Consider the following 23,187-nt stretch of genomic DNA (forward strand, 5'->3'; position numbering starts at 1 on the left):
CGCCGTCACCCGATCGTCACGGTTTCGTGACCTACCGGAGCGGAGATCCCTGCTCCACGGCCGAGATGATCTTGCGTGTCCGGATGTTGCACGCGTGTCGTTAAGATCTGCTCTGTGCGTGGCCTCACGCCCGGCACACGACCGTTCGGAGCAGCTCCGGAGCAGCTCCGAGCAGCTCTGCCCTGTCCTCCCAGGTCGGGGAGCCCATCCTGCCCGGTCGTCCGGTGGCTGCCGGATCGGGGCTGCGGGATGCTGGGGACGTGACCGCACCGACCGCCAGCAGCCCGGACGACCTCGCGCGCGCCCTCGACCGCACCGGGTACCTCGCCGACGCGGGCCTGGCCTCGGCGGCGTTCCTCGCGCTGCGCATGGGACGCCCGCTGTTCTGCGAGGGCGAGCCCGGCACCGGCAAGACCGCGCTCGCGCACGCGCTCTCCGAGGCGTTGGGGCTGCCGCTCGTGCGGCTGCAGTGCCACGAGGGCATCGACGCCTCCCAGGCGCTCTACGACTGGGACTTCCCGCGCCAGCTCCTGCACCTGCGCGCCCTCGAGGCCTCCGCCACCGCGTCGCACGCCGAGCTCGACGTCGACGCCGTCGAGTCCTCTCTCTACGACCGTCGCTTCCTGCTCGCCCGCCCGGTGCTGCAGGCGCTGCAGGACGCGCCGTGCGTGCTGCTCGTCGACGAGGTCGACCGCGCCGACGACGAGTTCGAGGCCTTCCTGCTCGAGGTGCTCGCCGAGAACTCGGTGACGATCCCCGAGATCGGCGTCGTGCGGGCCGAGACGCCGCCGCTGGTGGTGCTGACGTCCAACCGCACCCGCGAGGTGCACGACGCCCTGAAGCGCCGCTGTCTCTACCTCTGGCTCGAGCACCCCGACCTCGCCCGCGAGACCGCGATCCTGCACCGCCGGCTGCCCGACCTGCCCGAGGGGCTCGCCGAGCAGGTCGCCCAGGCGGTGCACGCGCTGCGCGGCCTGGACCTGCTCAAGCCGCCCGGCGTCGCCGAGTCGATCGACTGGGCGCAGGCACTGCAGCTCGTCGGCGCGCGCTCGCTCGACCTCGCCTCGGCCACCGCCACGCTCGGCGCGGTCCTGAAGTACCGCGAGGACGCCGACCGGGCGCGCGACAAGCTGGACGCCCTGCTCGCCTCATGAGCACCGGTGACCAGGGCGGGAGCAGCGACGCGCCGGCGCCCCGCCCGCACGCCGGCGCCGTGCTGGCCGCCGGCGTCGTCGACACGCTGGGCGGGACCGCGCCCCCCGACGGCGACGCCGTGCTCGAGGACCTCGTCGCCTTCACCCGGCTCGTCCGCAACGCGGGCGTCCCGGTCACCACCGACCGCGTCGCGGCCTACCTGCAGGCGCTGCGCCTGTCCGACCTGACCAGCGAGGTCGCCACCTACTGGGCGGGGCGCCTCACGCTGTGCGCCGACCCCGACGACGTCGTGCGCTACGACCACGCGTTCGCCGCGTGGTTCTCCGCCGATCCCCGGGACCAGCGGATGGGCCGGTCCGCGCCGCCGAAGCCGCGCATCTCGACGATGGCCGCGCTCACCGAGCCGCCGCCGGGGTCGGGCGTCGACGGCGACGAGGAGGAGACCCCGGAGCTGCGCGTCGCGGCGTCGGGCGAGGAGATCCTGCGCGACCGCGACATCGCCGAGCTCTCGATCGGCGAGCGCGAGCACCTCAAACAGCTGCTCGCCCTGCTGCGCCCCGCCCCACCGCGTCGGCGCGCCCGTCGCCGGCGTCCCGCGCGGCGCGGCGAGCCGGACATGCGCCGCACGCTGCGCGCCGCGCTGGCCAACGGCGGCGAGATCGGTGACCTGCGCCGCCGCGCCCGCCGCGTACGCCCGCGCCGGGTGGTGTTCCTCATCGACGTCTCCGGCTCGATGAGCCCCTACGCCGACACGCTGCTGCGCTTCGCGCACGTCGTCACGCGCCGGACACCGAGCGCGGTCGAGACGTTCACGCTCGGGACGCGGCTGACCCGTGTCACCCGCGAGCTGCGCCAGCGCGACGCCGAGCGCGCCCTGGCCGACGCTGGCCGCGCGATCCCGGACTGGTCGGGCGGCACGCGCCTCGGCGAGGTCCTGCGCGCGTTCCTCGACCGCTGGGGCCAGCGCGGTGTCGCGCGCCGCGCCGCGGTCGTCGTCTTCTCCGACGGCTGGGAGCGCGGGGGCGCCGACCTGCTCGGCGAGCAGTCCGCGCGGCTGGCCCGGCTGGCGCACGCGGTGATCTGGGTGAACCCGCACGCGGGCAAGAGCGGCTACGCGCCGGTCCAGGGGGGAATCGCGGCGGCCCTCCCGCACGTTGACCGGTTGTTGGCGGGTCACTCCCTGACCACGCTGGCCGAGCTGCTGGAGGTACTGCGCGATGCGTGACGTGCTGCCGACGCTGGAGGGCTGGTGGGCCGAGGGCCGCCCGGCCGCGCTGGCCACCGTGGTGGGGACGTTCCGGTCGGCGCCGCGACAGCCCGGCGCCTCGATGCTCGTCGGCGACGACGGCCAGGCCGTCGGCAGCGTGTCCGGCGGCTGCGTCGAGGGCGCGGTCTACGAGCTCGGCTCGGGCATCCTCGAGGGCACCGACGACGCGACGCTGCAGCGCTACGGCGTCTCCGACGACGACGCGTTCGCGGTGGGCCTGACCTGCGGCGGCATCCTCGACGTCTACGTCGAGCGGGTCGACCGCGAGTCGTTCCCGCAGCTCGGGGCCATCGCCGAGGCGGTGCGCGAGCACCGCTCGGTCGCCGTCGCCACCATCGTCTCCGGGCCCGCCGACCGCATCGGGCGCCGGCTCGTGGTCTGGCCCGACGAGGTCGAGGGCAGCACGGGCTCGGCCCGCCTCGACGACGCGCTGCGCGACGACGTCCGCGGCCTGCTCGCCGCGGGCCGCTCGGTGCTCGTGTCCTACGGCACCGACGGCGAGCGACGCGGCGAGGGCCTGCAGGTGTTCGTCGAGTCGTTCGCCCCGCCGCCGCGGCTCATCGTCTTCGGCGCCATCGACTTCGCCGCCGCCGTGGCGCGCATCGGCACGTTCCTCGGCATGCGGGTCACCGTGTGCGACGCGCGCCCGGTGTTCGCGACGTCCAGCCGCTTCCCCGAGGCGCACGAGGTCGTCGTCGACTGGCCGCACCGCTACCTCGCCGCCGAGGCCGAGGCCGGGCGGATCGACGGGCGCACCTCGCTCGCGGTGCTCACCCACGACCCGAAGTTCGACGTGCCGCTGCTCGAGGTGGCGCTGCGCCTGCCGCAGGTCGGCTACATCGGCGCCATGGGCTCGCGGCGCACCCACCTCGACCGCCAGCAGCGCCTGCTCGACGCGGGCGTCACGCCCGAGGAGCTCGCGCACATGTCCAGCCCGATCGGGCTCGACCTCGGCGCCCGGACCCCGGAGGAGACCGCGGTCTCGATCGCCGCCGAGATGATCGCCCAGCAGTGGGGCGGGCGCGGCACGCCGCTGTCGGACCGCGAGGGCCCGATCCACACCGAGTCGAACGTCGAGCCGGGCATCCGGAGCGGCGAGCCCGAGCCCGAGGTCGCCGGCGCCCTGAGCTGACCGGCGACCGCGGGAGCCTGCTCAGACGACGCGGGCGGTGAGCAGCAGGTACTCCCAGTCCATCACCGTCGCGCCCGTGCCCCGGTCGTGGCGCTCGGCCACCGCGGCGATGTCGCGGTCGAGGGCCGCGGTGCGCTCGGGGTCGTCGGCGTTGTTGCGGTACGCCACGATCGTCGGGCCGTAGGTCTCCCGCCAGTAGGTGCGGAACTCCTCCGGCGAGTCGAACATCGTGACGGTCACCGTCTGCCGGCGGACCTCGACGTCGGTGACGCGGTCGCCGAGCAGCTCGCGCACGTGCGCCTCGTCGCCCCACAGGGGCGGGGGCTGCGCGCCGGGCGGGGGCGGCGGCACGTACGGCTTCATCGTCCGGAACAGATCCCCGACGAACCCCTCGGGCGTCCAGCTGATGAGGCCGAGGCGTCCTCCGGGGCGGGTCACGCGGACGAGCTCGTCGGCGGCCTGCTGGTGGTGGGGCGCGAACATGACCCCGACGCAGGAGGTCACGACGTCGAAGGTGTCGTCGGCGTAGGGCAGCGCCTCGGCGTCGGCCTCCTCCCACCGCAGGTCCACGCCCTGGCTCGCCGCGAACGCGCGCCCGGCGTCGAAGAGCTCGGGGGTGAGGTCGGAGGCGACGACGTCGGCGCCGGCGAGCGCGGCGGGCACCGCGACGTTCCCGGTGCCCGCGGCGACGTCGAGCACCCGGTCGCCGGGCCGGATCCCGACCGCGGTGACGAGGACCGGGCCGAGCTCGGGGATGAGGCGGGCGGCGACGTCGGGGTAGTCGCCCAGGCCCCACATCGTGCGGTGCTTCGCCTTGAGGGCCCGGTCGGCGTCGGTGTCGGTGACGGTCATGGTGGAACTCCCTCGTCCGTGGGGCCGGGGCCGTCCCGACCGCCACGGAGAGCGTCCGCCGCCCGCCGCCACCGGCACATCGGGAACGCCTCCCCATGTTCGGAGGGAGACGACTAGGCCGATCGGGACGTTTCCCCCGTGATGTCGATCACGTACCGTGATACGGGTGGAGTTGCTCGAGCGCGACGACGAGCGGCGCCTCCTCGAGCGGGCCTGGCAGGAGGCGCGGTCGGGCGCGGGCTCGATCGTCCTGCTCGCGGGCGAGTCGGGCATCGGGAAGACCTCGCTGGCCCGCGACGTCGCGGCCGGGCTCGACGCCGCCGAGGTCCTGTGGGGCGTCTGTGACCCGCTGGGCGTGCCCCGCCCCCTCGGCCCGCTGCACGACGTGGCCGCCGACCTCGGCGAGCCCGTCGCCGGCCTGCTGCACGCCGGCGCCCCGCCCCACGAGATCCACCGCGCGCTGCTCGAGACGCTCACGGCGCGCCCGCTGCTGCTCGTCGTCGACGACCTGCAGTGGGCCGACGAGGCGACGGTCGACCTGCTGCGCTTCCTGCTGCGCCGCATCACCGGCTGCCGCTCCCTGGTCCTCGCCACCTACCGGGCCGACGAGCCGGACGCGCAGCCGGCGCTGCGCGCCCTGCTCGGCGACGTCGCGCGCACGCCCGCCGCGACGCGCGTGGAGCTCGGCCCGCTGTCGGTCGACGCCGTCACCGCGCTGGTGGGCGAGCGCCCCATCGACCCCGCGCGCCTGCACCGGCTCACCCGCGGCAACTCGTTCTTCGTCACCGAGGTGATCAGCCAGGACGGGGACGCGCTGCCCGTCTCGGTGCGCGACGCGGTGCTCGCCCGCACCGCCGGCCTCGACGCCGACGCCCGGGACCTCGCCGACCTCCTCGCCTGCGCCCCCGGCGCCGTGCCGGACACGCTGCTGCCCGCGCTCGGCGTCGGCATCGGGCCCCTGCGCACGCTCGACGCCGCCGGCCTCATCGCCCGCGACCGCCGCGGCATCACCTACCGCCACGACATCTGCCGCCTCGCCGTCGCCGGCGCCATCCCGCCCGGCGGCGAGGTCGACCTGCACCGGCGGATGCTCGCCGCGCTCGAGACGCTCCCGGACCCCGACCCGGCGGTGCTCGTGCACCACGCGCTGGCCGCCGGCGACGACTCGCGCGTGTTCCGCCACGCCGGGCGCGCCGGGCGGGTCGCGGCCGCGTCGGGCGCGCACACCGAGGCCGCGCGCTTCTTCGCCACCGCCCTGGAGCACGCCCCCCACGACGCCCGCGGGGCCCGGGCCGGGCTCTGCGAGATGCTCGCCCAGGAGCTCTACCTCACCGACCGCCTCGAGGAGGCGATCGCGGCGTGCGACCGGGCCATCGCCTGGTGGGAGGCCGACGGCGACCTCGACGGCGTCGCCGCCGGGCACCAGTCGCTGGCGGTGTTCCAGTGGTACAACGGCGACCGCCCGCGGGCCGAGGAGCACGCGGCCACGGCCGTCGCCATCCTCGCGCCCCGCGCCGATCCCGGCACCCGCACCGCGGCCCTGCTCGGCAGCGCCCTGATGATCCAGGCCGTCCAGGCCATGCAGGAGAGCGACCTGCCGACGGCCCGCGAGCGCCACGACCGGGCCCGCGCGGTGGCGGCCGGCGTCGTCGACTACCGGCTGGACGTCCGGCTCACGGTGGTCGACTCGGTGGTGGCGATGATGTCGGGCGACCTGCGGGCCCGCGACCGCATCCTCGCCGTCCTCGACGCGGCGGGTGACCGCTTCTGCGAGGCGCACTCGGCGGGCTGGAGCAACCTCGTCAACGCCGACGTCGAGAACCGGCGGCTCGACGCGGGGGAGAAGGCGCTGGACCGCAGCCTGCCGCTGACCGTCCAGTGGGACGTCCCGCTGTGCCACGGCTGGCAGCGCGGCGTCCGCGGCCGGCTGCGCATGCTGCGCGGCGCCTGGGACGAGGCCCTGCACGACGCCGCGGCGGTGCTCACCGACAGCGCGGCGCCGCTGACGCACACCTGGCCCTCGCTCGTGCGCGGGCTCGTCGAGCTGCGCCGCGGCGACCCCGCGGCGGACGCGCACCTCGAGCAGGGCTGCGACCTCGCGCGCCGCTACGCCGAGCCGTTGCGGCTGCTCCCGGCGGCCTCCGCGCTCGCCGAGCGCAGCTGGATCACCGGCGTCCCGGACCCGCGCCTCGACGGCGCGGCGGAGCTGCTCGCCGTCGCGGGCTCGCGGCCCGGCGTCGAGTGGTCGGCCGGCGAGCTCGCGGTGTGGCTGCGGCGCCTCGGGCGCCCCGTCACCCCGCCGCCCCTGCCGGCCGACTCCCCGTCGCGCCTGCTGCTCGACGGCGACGCCCGTGCCGCCGCCGCGCGCTGGCAGGAGCTCGGGTGCCCGTACGACCAGGCCCTCGCGCTGGTGGACACCGGCGAGCCGGCGGCGGTGTTCGCCGCGCTCGAGGTGCTCGACCGGCTCGGGGCGGACGCGGTCGCGGCCAAGGTGCGGCGCGACCTGCGCGCCCGCGGGGTCACCGGCGTGCCCGCCCGGCCGCGGGCCGCGACGCGCACCAACCCCGCGGGGCTCACCGCGCGCCAGGTCGACGTGCTGTGCCTCGTCGCCGAGGGCCTCACCAACGCCGGCATCGCCGCGCGGCTCTACATCTCCGAGAAGACCGCGGACCACCACGTCTCGGCGATCCTCACCAAGCTCGACGTGCGCACCCGCCGCGAGGCGGCCGTCGCGGCCCGCACCCTCGGGCTCCTCCCCGAGCGCCGGCGGCGGGCGCGCGAGACCGCCGCGGGCTGACCCGGGCACCCGAGATGGGGAGCGGGCACCGATGTGACCGCCCCCCGCCCGGCCGCACCGTCGGCGCATGCACCTCACCGCGACCCCCCGCCCCGCCACCGCCACCCCCGCGACCAGGACCTTGCTCGGGATCTGGGCCCACCCCGACGACGAGACGTTCGTGTCCTCCGGCCTGCTCCTCGAGGCCCGGGAGCGGGGCGACCGCGTCGTGCTCGTGACCGCGACCCGCGGCGAGCACGGCACCGACGACCCCGGGCGCTGGCCGGCCGACCGCCTCGGCGCCCACCGGGCCCGCGAGCTCGACGCCGCGCTGGCGATCCTCGGCGTCACCGAGCACCGCTGGCTCGGCTACGAGGACGGGACCCTGCCGCTGGTGCCCGTGCGCACCGGGGCCGCGCGCGTCGCGGCGATCGTCGAGGAGGTCCGGCCCGACACGATCGTCACCTTCGGCCCCGACGGGTTCACCGGGCACGCCGACCACCGGGCCGTCGCCGCGTGGACCCGGCGCGCGTGGCGGGCCGCGGCGCCGGGCGCCGAGCTCGTCCAGGCCGTGCTGCCGCCGGGGTTCACGCGGCGCTTCGCGGCGATCAACGACGAGTTCGGCGTGTTCATGGACGCGCCCGCCGCGGAGGTCGCGCCGGACCGCCACCTGCGCCTGAGCGGCGCGCGGCTGGACCGCAAGATCGCCGCGATGCTCGCCCAGGACAGCCAGACGCGGCGCCTCGTCGAGGGCGTCGGGATGGCCACCTTCCGCCGCTGGTGGGCCGAGGAGTCGTTCGTCGTGCGGACTTCGGCGGCTGTGAGAGCGGCGTGAGGAGGAGCCTCGGAGAGGCCTCCGTTAGGCCGGACGGAGCAAGACCGAACTCGTCGGTCACCCTGCCGCCACCCCTTGTCCGTCTGTAACGTGGCCCACGAACCGTCCGGCGAGAAGGGGGCAGCGTGGTCCTCGTCGACAGCGTGACCCGTGCGGGGGGTTCGGTCATCGCGCGCCGGCGCTCCGCGGAGGAGCCCGCGGACGAGGCGACCGTCTCGCCGGCCCCGCGCCCGGCCGACCGGGCCGCCGCCCGGCCGCGCTCCGCGACGCCCCGGCTCGCGAAGTTCCACGTGCCGGAGATCCTGTTCGGCCCGGGCTCGCTGCCCGAGGCCGCGCACGCCGCGGTGCGCCTGGGCGCGCGCCGCCCGCTCCTCGTCACCGACCCCGGGCTCACCGAGGCGGGCTGGCCGGCGCAGCTGTGCGCCCACCTCGCCGACGCCGGGCTGCGCGCCACGGTGTGGGACGGGGTGACGCCCAACCCCAAGGACCACGAGATCGCGGCCGGCCACCTCACCTACCTCGACCAGCGCTGCGACGTCATCGTCGCGCTCGGCGGCGGCTCGGTGATCGACGCGGCCAAGGGCATCGCGCTGCTCGCGGGCAACGGCGGCACGATCCTCGACTACGAGGGCGTCGACCGCATGGCGCTGCCCATCCCGCCGCTGGTCATGGTGCCGTCCACCTCGGGCACCGGCGCCGACGTCTCGCAGTTCTGCATCGTCACCGACACCCGCCGCAACACCAAGATCACGATCTTGGGCCGGGCGATGGTGCCCGACGTGTCGGTGGTCGACCCGCACCTGCTCACCACGATGCCCGACTGGCTCAACGCCTCCACCGGCCTCGACGCGCTCACCCACGGCATCGAGGCCTACGTGTCCCGGGCGCACAACCCGCTCACCGACCACCACGCGCTGCAGGCCATCGCGCTGGTCGGCGAGCACCTCGAGCGCACCATGGACCACCCGTCCGAGGAGGCCGCGCGCACCTGCATGGCGCAGGCCGCGCTCGAGGCGGGCATGGCGTTCACGAACGCGATCCTCGGCGCCGCGCACGCGATGAGTCACCAGGTCGGCGGCCTGCTCGACCTCCCGCACGGCGTCATCAACGGCGTGCTGCTGCCGCACGTCATCCGCTTCAACGCCGAGCACGACCCGCACCGCTTCGTGCCGATCGCGCAGGCCCTCGGGCTGCCCGGCGACATCGCGCCCGACTCCGACGCCGGCGCGGCCGAGGCCGCCGAGTGGGCGGCGTGGGAGGTCCGGCGCCTCGCCGACGAGCTCGGCGTCCCGAAGGGGCTGGGCGAGATCGGCGTGACCGAGTCCGACGTCGGCCTGCTGTCGGTGATGACGCTCGCCGACGCCTGCCTGTCGACCAACCCGCGCGAGGCCGACCAGACCGACGTCGAGACGCTGTTCCGGGCGGCGCTGTAGTGGTGGCCGGCGTGGGCGCGGCATGAGCAGCCGGATCTCCCCGGACCACCACGACCTCGACCAGCTCACCGGCATCCGGTCGGGCAAGCCCTCCTTCTACGTCGAGTACCTCGCGTCGGCCGAGCGGCTGCGCCGGGTCATCCACGCCCTCGACCGCATCTCCCGCGCGCTGGTGCGCACCACCGAGGGGCCGGGCACGCTCGTGCGCGCGGTCGCCGAGGCCGCCGCCGACCACCTCACCGCCCACTGGGTCGTGTTCGCGCTGGCCGACGGGGCGCTGCCCGAGGCGGCGCCGCGCCATCTCGTGCTCGGGCCCGTGGGCGACGAGGTCGACGCCGACGACCCCGTGGTCCCGCCGTGGGTGTCGGCGCACCTGCGCGGCGTGCGCTCGGGGGCCGGGCACCGCCACGGGGCCGACGCCGAGCCCGCGCCCGGCCACCACGCCCAGGACCCGCACCACCTGCACGTCCCGGTGCACCTCGACGGCGACGTCGTCGGCGAGATCGTCGCCTGGACCGGCGCCGAGCGGGCCATCGACGCCACCGACGCCTCGGTGCTGCGCGTCCTCGCGGGCCAGACGGCGGCGGCGCTGCAGAACTCCGCGCTGCACCAGCGCACGATGCGCCTCTACGGCGAGGCCAGCCGCCACGCCGAGGACCTCGCCGCGCGCAACGAGCAGCTCCAGCGCACCCGCGACGCGCTCACCGTGGCCCGCCAGCGCGAGGTGCTCGACTCCGAGCGTCACCGCATCGCCCGCGAGCTGCACGACTCGGTCACCCAGTACGCGCTCTCGGCCGGCATGCAGATCGAGGTCGTGCGCTCCGAGATGCGCGACGAGCGCCAGCGCGAGCGCCTCGAGACCGCCAAGGCGCTCACCCGCCGGGCCGTCGAGCAGCTGCGCTCGGCGATCTACGCGCTGCACCACTCCGGCGACCGCGGGCGCCAGAGCCTGCCCGCGATGCTCGAGGAGCTCTCGACCGTCCACATGCCCTCGGACCTGCGGGTCGAGGTGCGCATCGAGGGCCGGCCCGTCGCGCTGCCCTCGGCCGCCGAGCGCTCGCTGTTCCGCGTGGCCGGCGAGGCGCTGTTCAACGCCGCCGTGCACGCGGAGGCCGGCGTGGCCGTCGTGCGGCTGGCGTTCCGCAAGGACCGCCTGGTGCTGTCGGTGTCCGACGACGGCACCGGCGACCCCGAGCACGTGCGCCGCGCGCTGCGCGTGGCCGCGGCCGGCGATCTCAACGGCTCGCACCGCGGCCTGGTCAACATGGCCGAGCGCGCCCGCGAGATCGGCGGCACCCTGCGCATCCGCCGCTCCCCGCAGGGCGGCATCCGCATCGAGGTCGGCGTGCCCCTCCCTCTCCCCGCCGGCGTGTCGCCGTCGGGTGCCCCCGACCACTCCGACCCAGGGAGCCGGTCATGACCGACATCCGTGTCCCCGCCCGCGCCACCGCCCGCCGGGGGGAGGTGCGCATCGTCCTCGTCGACGACCACGCGATCGTGCGCCAGGGCCTGCGCTCGGTCCTCGAGCGCGAGCCGCAGTTCGCCATCGTCGGCGAGGCCTCCAGCGCCGCCGAGGCGCTCGCCGTCGTCGCGCACCAGCGCCCGTCGATCGTGCTGCTCGACCTCAAGCTCTCCACCAGCTCCGACTCCGAGGGCCTGCAGCTGTGCCGCCAGCTGACCCAGGCGCACCCGGGCGTCGGGGTGCTCGTGCTGACGACGTTCCTCGACGACCGCCTGGTCGTGGAGGCCGTGCACGCGGGCGCCCGGGGCTACGTGGTCAAGGACGTCGACACCACCGAGCTCACCGCGGCCATCCGCGCGGTCTCGCGCGGCGAGTCGGCGTTCGACTCGCGCTCCGCCGCCGCCGTCGTGCGCTCGCTCAACGGCCAGCAGGCCCACGGCGACCCGCTGACCACCCGCGAGCTCGACGTCCTGCGCCTGCTCGCCCGCGGGATGTCGAACCGCACCATCGGCCGCGAGCTCTTCATCTCCGAGACGACGGTGAAGTTCCACGTCGGCAACCTCATGCGCAAGCTGGACGTCACCCGCCGCGCCGAGGCCGTCTACGCCGCCTCGAAGATGGGGCTCATCTAGTCGCTCCAAGGAGATGCGGTAGTCAGCGCTCCTCCGTCGCGCTGTCTACCGACCTCCGTCACGCTCCGACGGCACCGGGGGGAGTGCCGTGGCGCACGGGATGTGCCAGCGTGGGGGCCACGCTGGCGATCCGATACAGCACGCCGATAGGGCCAGGAAAGCACCCACGATCACCTAGAGAGCTCCACGTCCAGCGCGGCGATCACTTCGGGGTCGGCGATCATCTCGATCACCGCGATCCGGCCGTCGACCACGACGAGCTCGAACGCCGAGTACACGTGCCCGCCCGGGGCGTAGACCGCGCCCGGCACGCCGTCGAGCAGCGCCGGCTGGGCCGCCTGCGCGCGCCCGCTGAACACGCGGGCGACGGCCTCGGCGCCCTGGAGGCTCTCGGCGAGCTCGGGGGCGCCGCGGTCCCGGTTGGCTTCCGCCGCGGCGACGGCGACGCGGTCGGCGCGCAGCTCGACGTCGGGGTCGAGGACGGCGAGCAGCCCTGCGAAGTCGCCCTCGCGGGCCGCGGTGAGGAACGCGTCGACCACCTCGCGGCGCCGCGCCGGGTCGGCGTCCGCGTCGGCCGACCCGCCTCGCACCCGGCGACGCCCGCGGCTGGCGAGCTGCCGGGCGGCGGCGGGGCTGCGCTCGACGACGGTCGCGATCTCGGCGAAGGGCACGGCGAAGAGGTCGTGGAGCACGAACGCCAGGCGCTCGGCGGGCTCGAGGCGCTCGAGCACGACGAGCAGCGCCCCGCCCAGCGCGTCGGCCTGCAGCGCGCGGACCTCGGGGTCGGGATCGGGGTCGGCGGCCGCCTCGGCCTCCTCGAGGTCCCACTCGGAGCGGGTACCGCGACTGCGCAGCATCGACAGCGCCACCCGGCTCGCGACCGTCGTCAGCCAGGCGCGCAGGTTCTCCACCTCGGAGACGTCGGTGCGCGCCAGCCGCAGCCACGTCTCCTGCACGGCGTCGTCGGCCTCGGCGGGGCTGCCCAGCAGGCGCAGCGTCACGGCCCGCAGGTGCGGCCGGTGGGTCTCGAAGTCAGCGGCGAGATCGGTCTCGTCCATCTCCTGTCACATCCTCCGCTCGGGGTGCGTCACCTCCATGACCGGCACGCGCCGGCCGATGTGACCACATCTCGCGAGGAGACACCCATGACCGGACGGCTGGAGCAGTTCACCCGCGCCCTGCCCGGGTTCGGCGAAGCAGTCGGCTCCATGATCGGCACCATCCACGCGACCGGCGTCCCGGACACGACGCTGCAGCTCGTGCACCTGCGGATCAGCCAGATCAACGGCTGCGCGTTCTGCGTGGACAGCGGCACCAAGACGCTGCGCAAGGGCGGCGAGCCCGACGAGCGCCTCGACATGCTCGCGGTCTGGCGCGAGGCGCCTGGCTACTCCGACGCCGAGCGCGCGGCGCTGGGCCTGGCCGAGGCGGCGACGCGGATCGCCGACCGCCCGGACGCCGTCCCGGACGCCGTCTGGGACGAGGCGGCCCGGTACTTCGACGAGACCGCGCTGGCCGGGCTCGTCGCGCAGATCGCGCTGACCAACCTGTTCAACCACGCCAACGTCACGATCCGGCGGCCCGTGGGCGCGTGGTGACGGACCCATGTGCGTGATCTTCTGAGCCATAGCTCAGAAGATCACGCACGTCAGGGGAGCGGCGCCAACAGCCGGTGGGGATGGCGCAGCGCGCGGCTCACCGCGTCGTCGCGCTCCGGGCGCGTGCCGTCGTCGTCGTCCGGGTCGACCGACCGGGTCTCCAGCGACGTCGCCGGCGGCAGCGTCCCGCATGCCGGGCACAGCCCGCCGGTGGTGAGGTCGGCCCCGCCGGCGGGGCAGTCGGCGTGGCGGAAGCGCCGGCGCCCGCCGCCGGGCCCCACCCGGTGCCGGTCGCCCCAGCGCGCGAGCGTGAACAGCGCGGGCCAGAGGTCGAGCCCGGCCGGGGTGAGCACGTACTCCTCGCGGCCCGGGGCGTACGGGCGGCGCTCGAGGACCCCGGCGTCGACGAGCGTCGCCAGGCGGTCCGACAGCACGGCGCGGGGGATGTCGAGGTGGGCGCGCAGGTCGGCGAAGCGGCGCACGCCGAAGAAGCAGTCGCGCAGCACGAGCAGGGTCCAGCGCTCGCCCAGCACCTCGAGGGCGCGGGCGAGCGCGCAGTCCTGGCGGTCGTAGTCGCGGCCCAGCGGCACGGTGACCACGCTAGCAGTTCGGTTCAACCATCGAACCGCACCTGCTAGCGTCCGGCCCGTGACCACGAGCTCGGTCGACCGTCCCCGCGCCACCCTCGCCGTCGCCGGGGCCGCCACGTTCCTCGCGCTCGTGGTGTTCACGACGCCGCTCGCGACGCTGCCGTCGACCGCCACCGCGCTGGGCGCGGGCCCCGCGGCGCAGGCCTGGATCCTCAGCTCGATGAGCATCGGGCTCGGCGTCGCCCTGCTGTCGGTCGGCGCGCTGGGCGACGACCTCGGCCGCCGCCGCGTCCTCGTCCTCGGCGCGGTGGTGCTGGCGGCGTCGTCGGTGCTCGGGGCGCTCGCGCCGTCGGCGTTCGTCCTGGTCGTCGCGCGCATCCTGCAGGGGGTCGGCGGGGCGGCGCTGGTCGCGTGCAGCCAGGGCCTGCTGGGGCACGCGTTCCCGGCCGGCACCCCGGAGGCGCGCACCGCGAGCAGTCTCTGGGGCGCGAGCCTGGGCGCCGGCATCGCCGCCGGCCCCTTCCTCGCCGCCGGCCTCGACCACGTCGTCGGCTGGACCGGCGCCTACTGGGCGGCGGCCGTGGGCGCCCTCGTCCTCGCGCTCGTCACCCACCGCGCCGTGCCCGAGTCGCGCGCCGCGCAGCCGCGCCCGGTCGACCTGCCCGGCGTGCTCGTCCTCGCCGCCGGCGTCGCCGCCCTGCTCGCCGGGCTGGTCGAGGGCCGCGCCGGCTTCGGGCGCCCGGTGGTGCTCGCCCTGCTCGCGGTGGGCGTCGTGCTGCTCGTCGTGTTCGTGGTGCTCGAGCGCCGGCGGGCCGCGCCCATGCTGGACGTGACGCTCTTCGCCTCGCCGGCCTTCGTGGCCGCCACCGTCGGCGCCCTCGCCACCGGCATGGGGATCATCGCGACCACGTCCTTCCTCGCCACCGTCGTCGAGCGGGGCCTGGGCAGCACGGCGCTGGTCGGGGCGCTGCTGCTGTTCGCGTGGTCGGGCACCAGCGTCGTCACCGCGGTGCTGGCGCGCCGGCTGCCCGCCGCCTGGTCCGGGCGCCTGCAGCTCGCCGCCGGGCTGGTGGTCGTCGCCGCCGGGCAGCTGCTGCTGTTCGGGCTCGCGACGGGCGACTCGCCGCTGTCGCTGATCCCCGGGCTCGCCCTCGCCGGCGCCGCCAGCGGCGTGGTCAACGCCGCGCTCGGGCGCGAGGCCGTGGCCAGCGTGCCCGCCGGCCGCGGCGCCATGGGCGGGGGCGCCAACAACACCGCCCGCTACGTCGGCTCGGCGATCGGGGTCACGGTGATCGCCGTCGTGGCCACCCGCCCCTCCCTGGGCGGCGGCGCCGAGGGGCTCGTCGCGGGCTGGAACGACGCGCTGCCGATCTCCGTGGCGTTCTCGGTGCTCGGCGCGGGCGCGGTGGCGGCCTGCCGACCCCGGCGGGTGCGGACCGCCGTGGCGAGCGGGTGACGCACGCGCGTCCGCGGGGGAGGATCGGGGCCATGGACAAGTCGAAGCTCGCCGAGACCCAGGGTCCGCTCAAGTCGCAGTACAAGGACGACCCGGAGTCGGCGGTCGTCACGCTCAAGGCCGACGGCGACGTCGACGGCTCGGGCATCGCGTGCCGCGTGCAGACCGCCCAGGCGATGGCCGAGGCCGGGCTGCACCCCGCCACCGGCGGCGACGGCACCCAGCTGTGCTCCGGCGACATGCTGCTCGAGGCCCTCGTCGCCTGCGCCGGCGTGACGCTGCGCGCGGTGTCGACGTCGATGGGCGTCGACGTGCGCGGCGGCAGCGTGCACGCCGAGGGCGACCTCGACTTCCGCGGCACCCTCGGCGTCGCGAAGGACGCGCCGGTCGGGTTCCGCGAGATCCGCCTGCGCTTCGACCTCGACACCGACGCGGACCCCGACACCCTCGCGACGCTGCACAAGCTCACCGAGCGCTACTGCGTCGTCTTCCAGACCCTCGCCAAGCCGCCGGAGCTCTCGGTCGAGATGACCCCGCGCCAGACCGCGAGCGCCTGAGGCCCCGCCGCCGGAACGAACGAACGGCGCTCTCGCTGCTACGGAAGCAGCGAGAGCGCCGTTCGTTCGTGCGGGGACGACCTCAGTCGGTGTGGTAGGGGTCGTAGTGGATGTTGCGGAACGGCGTCCCCGCGTCGAGGAGCGCGTTCGTGGTGGCCCGGACCATGGGCGGCGAGCCGCTGATGGTGATCTCGCGGTCCGCCCACGCGCCGTAGCGCGCGACGACCTCGGCCAGCGTGCCGGTCTCGGCGCCGTGGCGGCGGCCGTCCTCCGGGTCCTCGACCACGGGCACGACCGTGAACCACGGGAACTCCTGCGCGCTGCGGCGCAGGCCCTCGATGTCGTAGAGGTCGCTCCACGTGCGGCCGCCGACGAACAGGCACACCTTGCGGTCGGTGCCCTCCATCATGAGCTGCTCGACGATCGCGCGCGCCGGGGCGAGGCCCGTGCCGCCGGCGATCATCAGCAGGTCCGAGCGCCCGCGGGGGTCGAGGGTCATCTGGCCCATGGGCGGGCCGATGCGCCACACGTCGCCCACCCGGGCGTGCGAGACGATCGCGCGGCTGACCCAGCCGCCCGGCACCGTCCGGACGTGGAACTCGAGCACGCAGTCGGGCCCGGGCGCGTTGGCCGGCGACATCGAGCGCCACATGCGCGGACGCTGCGGGGTCTCGACGCTGACGTACTGGCCGGCGAGGTAGGGCACCGGCTGGCTGGTCTGCACCCGCACGACGGCGAGGTCCTGGTTGATGCGGCGGTGCTCCATCACGCGCGCCATCCACACCGCGGGGCCGCGCTCGGCGTCGGCCGCGTCGCGCATGGCCTGGGCGACGATCGAGTAGGCGCCGCCCCAGGCCTCCTCGACGTCGCGGGTCCAGATCCGGGGCCCGGCGATCTCGCCGATCGCGCCGAGGAGGGCCTCGCCGACGCGGTCGTAGTGCTCGCCGATGACGCCGAACTTGCGGTGGTCACGCCCGAGCTGGCGCAGGAAGATCGACAGCTCGTCGGGCCGGTCGACCATCTGCACCACGTGCACCAGGGCGCGCAGCAGCCGCGTGCGCTGCAGCTCCATGGTGACCGGGAACAGCTCGCGGGTCTCGGGCGCGATGCGGAACAGCCAGCCGTAGAACAGCGAGGTGAGCTCGTCGGAACGGTGCGCGACCGCGGCGAAGCTCTGCCGGATGAGCGCCACCATGTCGTTGACGTCGTTGGACGCCGCCGCCTCGCGCGGCGCCGGCATCCCGAAGTTCTCCGGCGGCGCGGGCTGGGACACCGAGCTCGGCATGGGCGGCGGGGGAGCGGTCGGGACCATGCTCCCGCCCGGGCCCGACGGCATCGCCGAGGTCGTCTGCCCCGACCCGTAGGACGGCGGCGCCGGCGCACCGGCCGGCCCCATGGGGCGTTGGCGCAGGCCGGCGGGCGGGCCGGCCGGCCCGGTCGGGTAGGTCATCGGGCTCCCATCGGACGCGGAGCGGTACGGACCCGGCGCGTCGAGTCCGGTGCGTGGCGCCCCGTGCGGGGCGTCGCGGCGATCGTCGGCGATGTCGAAGACCGAGCTGTCGGTCTCCTCCGGACCACCCGGGCGGCCGGCGCCCATCGGTGGTCCGAGGGGACGTGAGGACGTCTCGTAGCCGTCGGGCTCCGGTCGCCCGCCGTACCAGGCGTCCTCGGTGGGGGGATCACGATCGGGCTGGACACCCGGGCCACGGGACCGGCCGTCGGGTCCCCCGGCCAGGGAACGGTCGTCCCTCGCTGCGGTCACGTCTGGTCGACTCCTCGTCCCGGATGACTGGACTCCCCCCGGCGTCGCGCCACCCTAGCGGTTGTCCCCGACCAGGAAACGCTACTCCGCGTCCCACTCCGCACCGCTCCGTCGTGTGCTCGTGCGGTCAGCGTAGGGCCGCGCCCGCCGAGCGGGACCCCCGGGCTCCCGCATCGGGTGACGCGTCCGAACGGCCCCGTCACCCGTCGTGGCGGGACGACCGCTCCCCGCGACCGGGGCGGATCGGGCGCGCCGGGCGGGCTCTCGCCGTCGCCGGACGGCGGTCAGTCGGCGGTGGGGTCGCCCTCGTCGGCCTCCGGGCCGGGCGCGAGGTCGTCCAGTCCACGGTCGCCCTCCGTGGCCTCGCGATTGCCCGGCGACTCCTCGTCCGGGTCGTCGGCGCGGGTCGTCGGGCGCTCCGTGGTCGTGGAACGCGGGGTGCCTGTCGACGAGCTCGGTGACCCGGCCCGCGTCGACGTCGTGGGTCGCGGGCGGGCCGTGGTGGCCGGCGCGCGGGTGGCCCGGGGTGCGGCGGCCGCCGACGGCTCCGCGGCCCGGCGCGCCGTCTCCCCCCGCGGGGCGTCGCCGTCGTCGACCGTGTCGAGCAGGCTCGTGCGCGCGGTGGGGGTGGTGCCGGCGTCGCCGACGGGGCCGGCGCCGATGGGCGCCTGCTCCGCCGGCACCTGCGGGATGTCGGGCAGCTCGACCTGCTGGCCGGTGCGCTGCGCGTCGAGCCCCAGGGCGATGCCGACCCCGCCGACGGCCACCGCGGCCATCACCGCGGCCGCCGCCGGCACGGACGACAGGCCGCGACGGGGACGCCGGCCGGCCGGGGACAGCACGCGCGCCATCTCGTCCGCGCGTGCCCGCATCCGCCGGGACGGGCGCGGCCACCGGTGCGCGGGCGGCGCCTCGGGCGTGAGGACGGCGTCGACGTCGGGGCGTCCGGGTGCGGCGAGGTCGGCGATGGCCGGGACCTCGGGGACCGCGGGTCGTGGTGGCTCCGGAGGCTTCGCGCGGGGCGCCGGGCGCGCCGGCGGCAGCACCACGGTCGCGCGGTCGTCGGCGAGCGGCTCCTGCGGGCCGCGCCGAGCGATCGCGGGCCCCGCGGGCTCCGGGGCTCGCGTCACGGTGCACCTCCCGGCCCCGCGAGCGCGTCGTCCCCGACGACGTGACGCGCTGTGTACGAGACCATCACACGTTGTCGACGGCAGAGGGTGCCAGACGTGCTCGACCGGCGAAGGACGACCCGGCGCGCCGATCCCGTCGATCACCCGTCGGTGGCTGCCGACCGTGTCCGGACCACCCTCTACAGTGGCGTCACGTGGAGCCGTCACGGGTGATGGGTACGCGCGCGCAGCCGGTGACGGCACGCGGCGTGGTCGTCGCGCGGCGCTCGGACCCTTTCGGGGTCGACGTGCCCGCGATCCGGGGCCCCGGCGCTCTCCCACCTGCCCCGACAGGCCCTCGGCCCGGTCGTGGCGTGCACGGTCTCCGCGGCGTCGTTGCGCCGAACAGGCGATCCGGGTTCGAACGCTTCCCGGAGTGATTGATCCGAACGGCGAGATCCGCTTCCAGCACCGGGGCGGCACAGTGAACGGCGGCCGCGCGGGGACGGCACGACGACACGGAGGTGGCATGACGCGCGGCGTTGCGGTCGAGGTCGTCAGCACGGGGGACCAGGTCCCCACCCCGCACCCGCGGGACCGTCGACCCCGTCCCCGTCCCCGGGTGCCCGCGGCCGGGCCGGTGACCCCGGACGTCGAGGTCGCCCCGGCGCCCCGCGAGGGCCCCGACGACGTCGTCGTGGCGGTCGTGGGCCCGGCGGCGGACGAGGTGGCCCCGGACGCCGTCGCTGAGCCGGCCGGCGAGGCTCCTGTCGACGTGGCCGACGCGTCGGCCGAGACGACCGTCGAGGTGGGGCCCGCCGCGGTGCGCCCGCCGGCACCGGCCCAGGCCCCGGCGTGGACCCCCGTGGACCCCGACGTGGCCGAGGAGTTCCTCCGGCTCTTCCACGCCGAGAACCCGGCCGCGGGCCCCGTCGAGCCCCGCGTCGCCGCGGTCCGCGACGAGATCGCGCGCACCGGCACCTACGTCCACACCCACGACGAGCTCGAGTTCGGGGCGCGGGTGGCGTGGCGCAGCTCCGCGCGCTGCATCGGGCGCCTGTACTGGCGCAGCCTGCACCTGCGCGACCGCCGCCACGTGACCGCGCCCGACGAGGTCGCCGCCGAGTGCGTCGGGCACCTGCGCGACGCCACGCGCCGCGGGCGCATCCGCTCGACCATCACGATCTTCGCCCCGGACGGCCCCGCCGGCCCCGGGCCGCGGGTGTGGAACGAGCAGCTCATCCGCTACGCGGGCTACCGCGCCGGCGGGCGGGTGCTCGGCGACCCGCGCTACGTCGGCTTCACCGACACCGCCCGCTCGCTGGGCTGGCTGCCGCCGAGCCCCATGGGGCGCTTCGACGTGCTCCCGCTGGTCGTCAGCGGCGGTGGCGAGCACGCCGCGGCGGGCCCGCAGATGCACGAGGTGCCCCACGACGCCGTGATGGAGGTGGAGCTGCACCACCCCGAGCACGCGTGGTTCGCCGACCTCGGGCTGCGCTGGCACGCGCTGCCGGTGATCAGCAACATGCGCCTGGACATCGGCGGCATCTCCTACCCGGCCGCGCCCTTCAACGGCTGGTACATGGCCACCGAGATCAGCGCGCGCAACCTCGCCGACGCCGACCGCTACGACATGCTCGGCGAGGTCGCCGAGGCCATGGGGCTCGACACCTCCAGCGACCGCACCCTGTGGCGCGACCGCGCGGCGATCGAGCTGACCAGCGCCGTCCAGCACTCCTTCGATGAGGCCGGCGTCTCGCTGGCCGACCACCACGGCGAGTCGCGGCGCTTCCTGCGCTTCGTGGAGAAGGAGGAGGCGGCCGGGCGGCACTGCCCCGTCGACTGGAGCTGGATCGTCCCGCCGATCTCCGGGGGCCTCACGCCGGTGTTCCACCGGTACTACGACGAGCCCACCGATACCGGCCCCATGTTCCGCGTCGACGACCAGGCCAAGGCACGCGGCCAGGGCTGTCCGATCTAGTCACGGCCGATCTGGTCGGGCTCGTCGAGGAACGCCTCCACGCGAGGCGCGAGCTCGTCGGCCTCGGTCACGAGGGCCAGGTGGCCGCCGTGGTAGAGGTGCAGGCGGGCGTGGGGCAGCAGGCGCGCCAGGATCTTCGCGTTGACGACGGGGATGATCGGGTCGTCGTCGCCCGCGAGGATCAGCGTGGGCTGGCGCAGCAGCGGCAGCACCGGCAGCGTCGTCCACCACGACCCGGCGGCGAGCTGGTAGAGGTAGCCGCGCAGGGACGTCTCGCTGCGCCCGGTGTGCAGGAGCTCGGCCGCGCGCTCCGGGTGCGTGCGCATCGTGCCGCCGTAGATCGACCCGGCGATCCGCGCCGCGTAGCCGGGGTCGCGGTGGCGCCGGGGCGACACCATCCGGGCCAGCACCTTCGGCCGCGCCGGCACCATCAGCGCGCCCGTGCCGGTGGCCACGAGCACCAGGCGCCGGCAGCGTGAGCGGCACTGGAGCGCGAACTGCTGGGCGAGCCCGCCGCCCCACGAGATGCCCAGGACGTCGACGCGGTCGTGGCCCAGGCGGTCGAGCAGCTGCGCGACCAGGGGCGCGAACGTCGTCATGTGGTACGGCAGCACCGGCGTCGCGGAGCCGCCGATCCCCGGGACGTCGAACCGGATCACCCCGCGGGCGGGGTCCAGGGCGTCGACGAACGGGCCCAGCAGCTCGAGGCTCGCCCCGATGCCGTTGAGGAGCAGGAGCGGGGGCGCCGACCCGTCGCCCACCCGCTCGACCACGCGGAGCCGCCGGCCGCGCACCACCACGGTGCGCGCCGGGGGGTCAGGTCGTCTCGCGGACGTACTCACCGGGAGCCTTCCCGAGCACCGGGTGGGCGGCCGAGCCCGGCGACGACGGGGCGGGTCGCCACGCCCCCGAGCGCTCGCCCAGCCACGCCGCCCAGTGCGGCCACCAGCTGCCCTCGGTCGTGGTGGCGCCGGCCCGCCAGTCGTCGGGGTCGGCGGGGTTGTTGTCGCGCGTCTCGAAGCTGGCCGAGGACTCCTCCGGCGGGTTGACCGTCGCGACGACGTGGCCGCTGGTCGAGAGCACGAAGCGCGGCTCGGCGCCGAGCAGCCGCGTCGTCGCGTAGACGTTGCGCCACGGGGCGATGTGGTCGTCGACGGCGCCGACCAGGTAGCTGTCGACGGTGACGGCCGACAGGTCGATCGGGGTGCCGAGCACCGTGATCGCCCCGGGCCGCGTCAGCGGGTTCTCCAGCCCCATCTGCACGAAGTCGCGGTGCAGGGCGGCCGGCATGTTCGTCTGGTCCTGGTTCCAGTACAGGACGTCCCACGCCGGCGGGTCCTGGCCCAGCAGGTAGTTGTTGATCCAGAAGTTCCAGATCATGTCGGTCGGGCGCAGGAAGGAGAACATCGCCGCGAGCCCGCCGCCGTCGAGGTAGCCCTTGCGGGACGACTCGGCCATGGCCGCGGCCGCGGTGAACCGGTCGAGGAACGCGCCGTGGGTGCCGGCCTCCGCCCAGTCGAGCACGGTCACCGAGAGCACCAGCCCGGCGATGCGGTCCTGGCGCCCGGTGGCCGCGAGGTGCCCGAGCACCATCGCCGAGAGGGTCCCGCCCGCGCACAGGCCCATGAGCTGGGTGGACGAGGAGCCGGTGACGTCCTCGACGGCGTCGAGGGCGGTGAGCACGGCGTCGGCGTAGGTGTCGAGGTCCCAGTCGGCGTGGCGGCCGTCGGGGTTGCGCCAGGAGATGGCGAAGACCTGCTGGCCCCGGGCGACGGCGTACTCGAGCAGGCTCTTGCCCGGCGCGAGGTCCGCGATGTAGTACTTGTTGATCATCTGTGGGACCAGGAGCAGGGGCGCCTCGCGCACCTGTTCGGTCTGCGGGTCGTACTGGATGAGCTCGAAGACCTCGGTGCGGGCCACGACCGCGCCCGGCGTCGTCGCGAGGTCCTCGCCCACGGTGAACCGCGAGGCGTCGACCGTCGAGGGCAGGAGCGAGCCGGAGCGCAGGTCGCCGACGAGGTTGCGCAGGCCCCGCAGGAAGTGCGTCCCGCCCGAGTCGACGGCCGCCTTGAGGACGGTGGGGTTGGTCAGCGGGAAGTTCGAGGGGGAGAGCGCCTCGAGGACGTTCCCGGCCACGAACCGCAGCCGCTCCTGGGTGCGCCGGTCGAGGTCGGCGTCGTCGATGAGCTCGTCGATCGTCCGGCCCGTGGCCACGTAGGCCTGCAGGAGGCGGTGCAGGGCGGGGTTGTGACGCCACGCCGGGTCCTTGAACCGTTTGTCGCCGCCGGCCTCGACCTCCGAGCGGCCCGCGACGATCTGGCCGAGCTCGCCGGCCCAGCGCAGTCCGTGGCGCGCGACGCTGCCGGGGTGCGACAGCAGGGCCAGGGCCGCCTTGGCGGGCGTGAGTCCCGGGGGGTGCGTCGGACCGTCGCCCCGGACGATGTCGCGGGTGATCGCGTCGGTGGTGGTCCGCTGGCCGCTGCGGGGCGCCCCGGAGCCGTCCGTCCGTTCGGTGGTGGTGGTGATGGCGCTTCTCCTCGGACCCGGACTGACACGGAGTGTGCAACCGACCACACGCCGTGCGGCCCGT

Annotated in this window: 19 protein-coding genes; 12 read left to right on the forward strand and 7 right to left on the reverse strand. The window is 75.8% G+C overall.

Going from position 1 to position 23,187, the window contains the following annotated elements; all coding sequences use genetic code 11:
• Positions 1-260: 260 nt before the first annotated feature.
• From ACQPX6_RS05160 to ACQPX6_RS05170, 3 genes are read left to right on the forward strand one after another with little or no spacing between them, the layout of a single operon-like run.
• On the forward strand, positions 261-1,154 hold the full coding sequence (locus ACQPX6_RS05160) for an AAA family ATPase (RefSeq protein ID WP_433785913.1): 894 nt from the start codon (positions 261-263) through the stop codon (positions 1,152-1,154).
• The gene (locus ACQPX6_RS05165; protein ID WP_433785915.1) at positions 1,151-2,380 is read left to right on the forward strand and encodes a vWA domain-containing protein; all 1,230 of its coding nucleotides are present in this window, start codon (positions 1,151-1,153) and stop codon (positions 2,378-2,380) included. Before ACQPX6_RS05160 ends, ACQPX6_RS05165 begins: the two co-directional genes overlap by 4 nt.
• The gene (locus ACQPX6_RS05170; protein WP_433785917.1) at positions 2,373-3,554 is read left to right on the forward strand and encodes an XdhC family protein; all 1,182 of its coding nucleotides are present in this window, start codon (positions 2,373-2,375) and stop codon (positions 3,552-3,554) included. The genes ACQPX6_RS05165 and ACQPX6_RS05170 overlap by 8 nt, the downstream gene beginning before the upstream one ends.
• 21 nt (positions 3,555-3,575) lie before the next feature.
• Here ACQPX6_RS05170 and ACQPX6_RS05175 read toward each other — a convergent pair whose 3' ends face one another.
• Positions 3,576-4,406: a class I SAM-dependent methyltransferase gene (locus ACQPX6_RS05175; protein WP_433785919.1), complete on the reverse strand. Its 831-nt coding sequence runs from the start codon at positions 4,404-4,406 to the stop codon at positions 3,576-3,578.
• 166 nt (positions 4,407-4,572) lie between these two features.
• Here ACQPX6_RS05175 and ACQPX6_RS05180 point away from each other — a divergent pair, with 166 nt between their 5' ends.
• The 5 genes from ACQPX6_RS05180 (at position 4,573) to ACQPX6_RS05200 (ending at position 11,544) form a co-directional block, all read left to right on the forward strand.
• Positions 4,573-7,203, forward strand: a complete 2,631-nt coding sequence (locus ACQPX6_RS05180) for an ATP-binding protein (protein WP_433785921.1) — start codon at positions 4,573-4,575, stop codon at positions 7,201-7,203.
• A 67-nt stretch (positions 7,204-7,270) separates the two neighbouring features.
• A complete protein-coding gene (locus tag ACQPX6_RS05185) occupies positions 7,271-8,017 on the forward strand; it encodes a PIG-L deacetylase family protein (protein WP_433785922.1) in 747 nt (248 codons plus the stop codon).
• 143 nt (positions 8,018-8,160) lie between these two features.
• Positions 8,161-9,450, forward strand: coding sequence for an iron-containing alcohol dehydrogenase (locus ACQPX6_RS05190; protein ID WP_433785924.1), 1,290 nt, complete (start codon positions 8,161-8,163; stop codon positions 9,448-9,450).
• A 22-nt stretch (positions 9,451-9,472) separates the two neighbouring features.
• Positions 9,473-10,870, forward strand: coding sequence for a MadS family sensor histidine kinase (locus ACQPX6_RS05195; RefSeq protein WP_433785926.1), 1,398 nt, complete (start codon positions 9,473-9,475; stop codon positions 10,868-10,870).
• On the forward strand, positions 10,867-11,544 hold the full coding sequence (locus tag ACQPX6_RS05200) for a MadR family response regulator transcription factor (RefSeq protein ID WP_433785928.1): 678 nt from the start codon (positions 10,867-10,869) through the stop codon (positions 11,542-11,544). Before ACQPX6_RS05195 ends, ACQPX6_RS05200 begins: the two co-directional genes overlap by 4 nt.
• Before the next feature lie 170 nt (positions 11,545-11,714).
• Here the strand turns inward: ACQPX6_RS05200 and ACQPX6_RS05205 are convergent, their stop codons facing one another.
• Positions 11,715-12,602, reverse strand: coding sequence for a sigma-70 family RNA polymerase sigma factor (locus ACQPX6_RS05205; RefSeq protein ID WP_433785930.1), 888 nt, complete (start codon positions 12,600-12,602; stop codon positions 11,715-11,717).
• An 87-nt stretch (positions 12,603-12,689) separates the two neighbouring features.
• Here ACQPX6_RS05205 and ACQPX6_RS05210 point away from each other — a divergent pair, with 87 nt between their 5' ends.
• Complete coding sequence (locus ACQPX6_RS05210; RefSeq protein ID WP_433785932.1) at positions 12,690-13,142, forward strand: carboxymuconolactone decarboxylase family protein; 453 nt, start codon at positions 12,690-12,692, stop codon at positions 13,140-13,142.
• A gap of 50 nt (positions 13,143-13,192) precedes the next feature.
• Here the strand turns inward: ACQPX6_RS05210 and ACQPX6_RS05215 are convergent, their stop codons facing one another.
• Positions 13,193-13,732, reverse strand: coding sequence for a winged helix-turn-helix transcriptional regulator (locus tag ACQPX6_RS05215; protein ID WP_433785934.1), 540 nt, complete (start codon positions 13,730-13,732; stop codon positions 13,193-13,195).
• Between the two features lie 58 nt (positions 13,733-13,790).
• Between ACQPX6_RS05215 and ACQPX6_RS05220 the strand changes: the two genes are divergently transcribed.
• Together ACQPX6_RS05220 and ACQPX6_RS05225 are read left to right on the forward strand one after the other, a co-directional pair.
• Complete coding sequence (locus tag ACQPX6_RS05220; RefSeq protein ID WP_433785936.1) at positions 13,791-15,188, forward strand: MFS transporter; 1,398 nt, start codon at positions 13,791-13,793, stop codon at positions 15,186-15,188.
• 32 nt (positions 15,189-15,220) lie between these two features.
• The gene (locus tag ACQPX6_RS05225; RefSeq protein ID WP_433785938.1) at positions 15,221-15,745 is read left to right on the forward strand and encodes an OsmC family protein; all 525 of its coding nucleotides are present in this window, start codon (positions 15,221-15,223) and stop codon (positions 15,743-15,745) included.
• An 82-nt stretch (positions 15,746-15,827) separates the two neighbouring features.
• On the opposite strand, the gene ACQPX6_RS05230 is transcribed toward ACQPX6_RS05225, so the two are convergent.
• Together ACQPX6_RS05230 and ACQPX6_RS05235 are read right to left on the reverse strand one after the other, a co-directional pair.
• A complete protein-coding gene (locus ACQPX6_RS05230; RefSeq protein WP_433788194.1) occupies positions 15,828-16,940 on the reverse strand; it encodes an FAD-binding oxidoreductase in 1,113 nt (370 codons plus the stop codon).
• An 851-nt stretch (positions 16,941-17,791) separates the two neighbouring features.
• Positions 17,792-18,637 carry a hypothetical protein gene (locus ACQPX6_RS05235; RefSeq protein ID WP_433785940.1) on the reverse strand — a complete coding sequence of 282 codons (846 nt, stop codon included), beginning with the start codon at positions 18,635-18,637 and terminating at the stop codon, positions 17,792-17,794.
• 508 nt (positions 18,638-19,145) lie between these two features.
• Between ACQPX6_RS05235 and ACQPX6_RS05240 the strand changes: the two genes are divergently transcribed.
• Positions 19,146-20,597, forward strand: coding sequence for a nitric oxide synthase oxygenase (locus ACQPX6_RS05240; RefSeq protein ID WP_433785941.1), 1,452 nt, complete (start codon positions 19,146-19,148; stop codon positions 20,595-20,597).
• Here ACQPX6_RS05240 and phaZ read toward each other — a convergent pair.
• Together phaZ and ACQPX6_RS05250 are read right to left on the reverse strand one after the other, a co-directional pair.
• Complete coding sequence (phaZ, locus tag ACQPX6_RS05245) at positions 20,594-21,439, reverse strand: poly(3-hydroxyalkanoate) depolymerase (protein ID WP_433785942.1); 846 nt, start codon at positions 21,437-21,439, stop codon at positions 20,594-20,596. The two genes, ACQPX6_RS05240 and phaZ, sit on opposite strands and share 4 nt — an antisense overlap.
• Entirely contained in the window at positions 21,414-23,171 is a 1,758-nt protein-coding gene (locus tag ACQPX6_RS05250; protein WP_433785944.1) for a PHA/PHB synthase family protein, read from the reverse strand. Before ACQPX6_RS05250 ends, phaZ begins: the two co-directional genes overlap by 26 nt.
• Between the last annotated feature and the right edge of the window lie 16 nt (positions 23,172-23,187).

This window comes from Actinomycetospora sp. CA-101289 (genome assembly GCF_050955895.1).
In the GTDB taxonomy this organism is placed as follows: Bacteria; Actinomycetota; Actinomycetes; order Mycobacteriales; family Pseudonocardiaceae; genus Actinomycetospora.

Excerpts from the sequence above, each read along its gene's own strand:
- ACQPX6_RS05230 (WP_433788194.1), bottom strand. The coding sequence starts at position 16,940 with ATGGTGGCGCTCATCCGGCAGAGCTTCGCCGCGGTCGCGCACCGTTCC.
- ACQPX6_RS05240 (WP_433785941.1), top strand. The coding sequence starts at position 19,146 with ATGACGCGCGGCGTTGCGGTCGAGGTCGTCAGCACGGGGGACCAGGTC.
- ACQPX6_RS05210 (WP_433785932.1), top strand. The coding sequence starts at position 12,690 with ATGACCGGACGGCTGGAGCAGTTCACCCGCGCCCTGCCCGGGTTCGGC.
- ACQPX6_RS05200 (WP_433785928.1), top strand. The coding sequence starts at position 10,867 with ATGACCGACATCCGTGTCCCCGCCCGCGCCACCGCCCGCCGGGGGGAG.
- ACQPX6_RS05185 (WP_433785922.1), top strand. The coding sequence starts at position 7,271 with ATGCACCTCACCGCGACCCCCCGCCCCGCCACCGCCACCCCCGCGACC.
- ACQPX6_RS05170 (WP_433785917.1), top strand. The coding sequence starts at position 2,373 with ATGCGTGACGTGCTGCCGACGCTGGAGGGCTGGTGGGCCGAGGGCCGC.
- ACQPX6_RS05205 (WP_433785930.1), bottom strand. The coding sequence starts at position 12,602 with ATGGACGAGACCGATCTCGCCGCTGACTTCGAGACCCACCGGCCGCAC.
- ACQPX6_RS05175 (WP_433785919.1), bottom strand. The coding sequence starts at position 4,406 with ATGACCGTCACCGACACCGACGCCGACCGGGCCCTCAAGGCGAAGCAC.
- ACQPX6_RS05165 (WP_433785915.1), top strand. The coding sequence starts at position 1,151 with ATGAGCACCGGTGACCAGGGCGGGAGCAGCGACGCGCCGGCGCCCCGC.
- ACQPX6_RS05225 (WP_433785938.1), top strand. The coding sequence starts at position 15,221 with ATGGACAAGTCGAAGCTCGCCGAGACCCAGGGTCCGCTCAAGTCGCAG.
- ACQPX6_RS05195 (WP_433785926.1), top strand. The coding sequence starts at position 9,473 with ATGAGCAGCCGGATCTCCCCGGACCACCACGACCTCGACCAGCTCACC.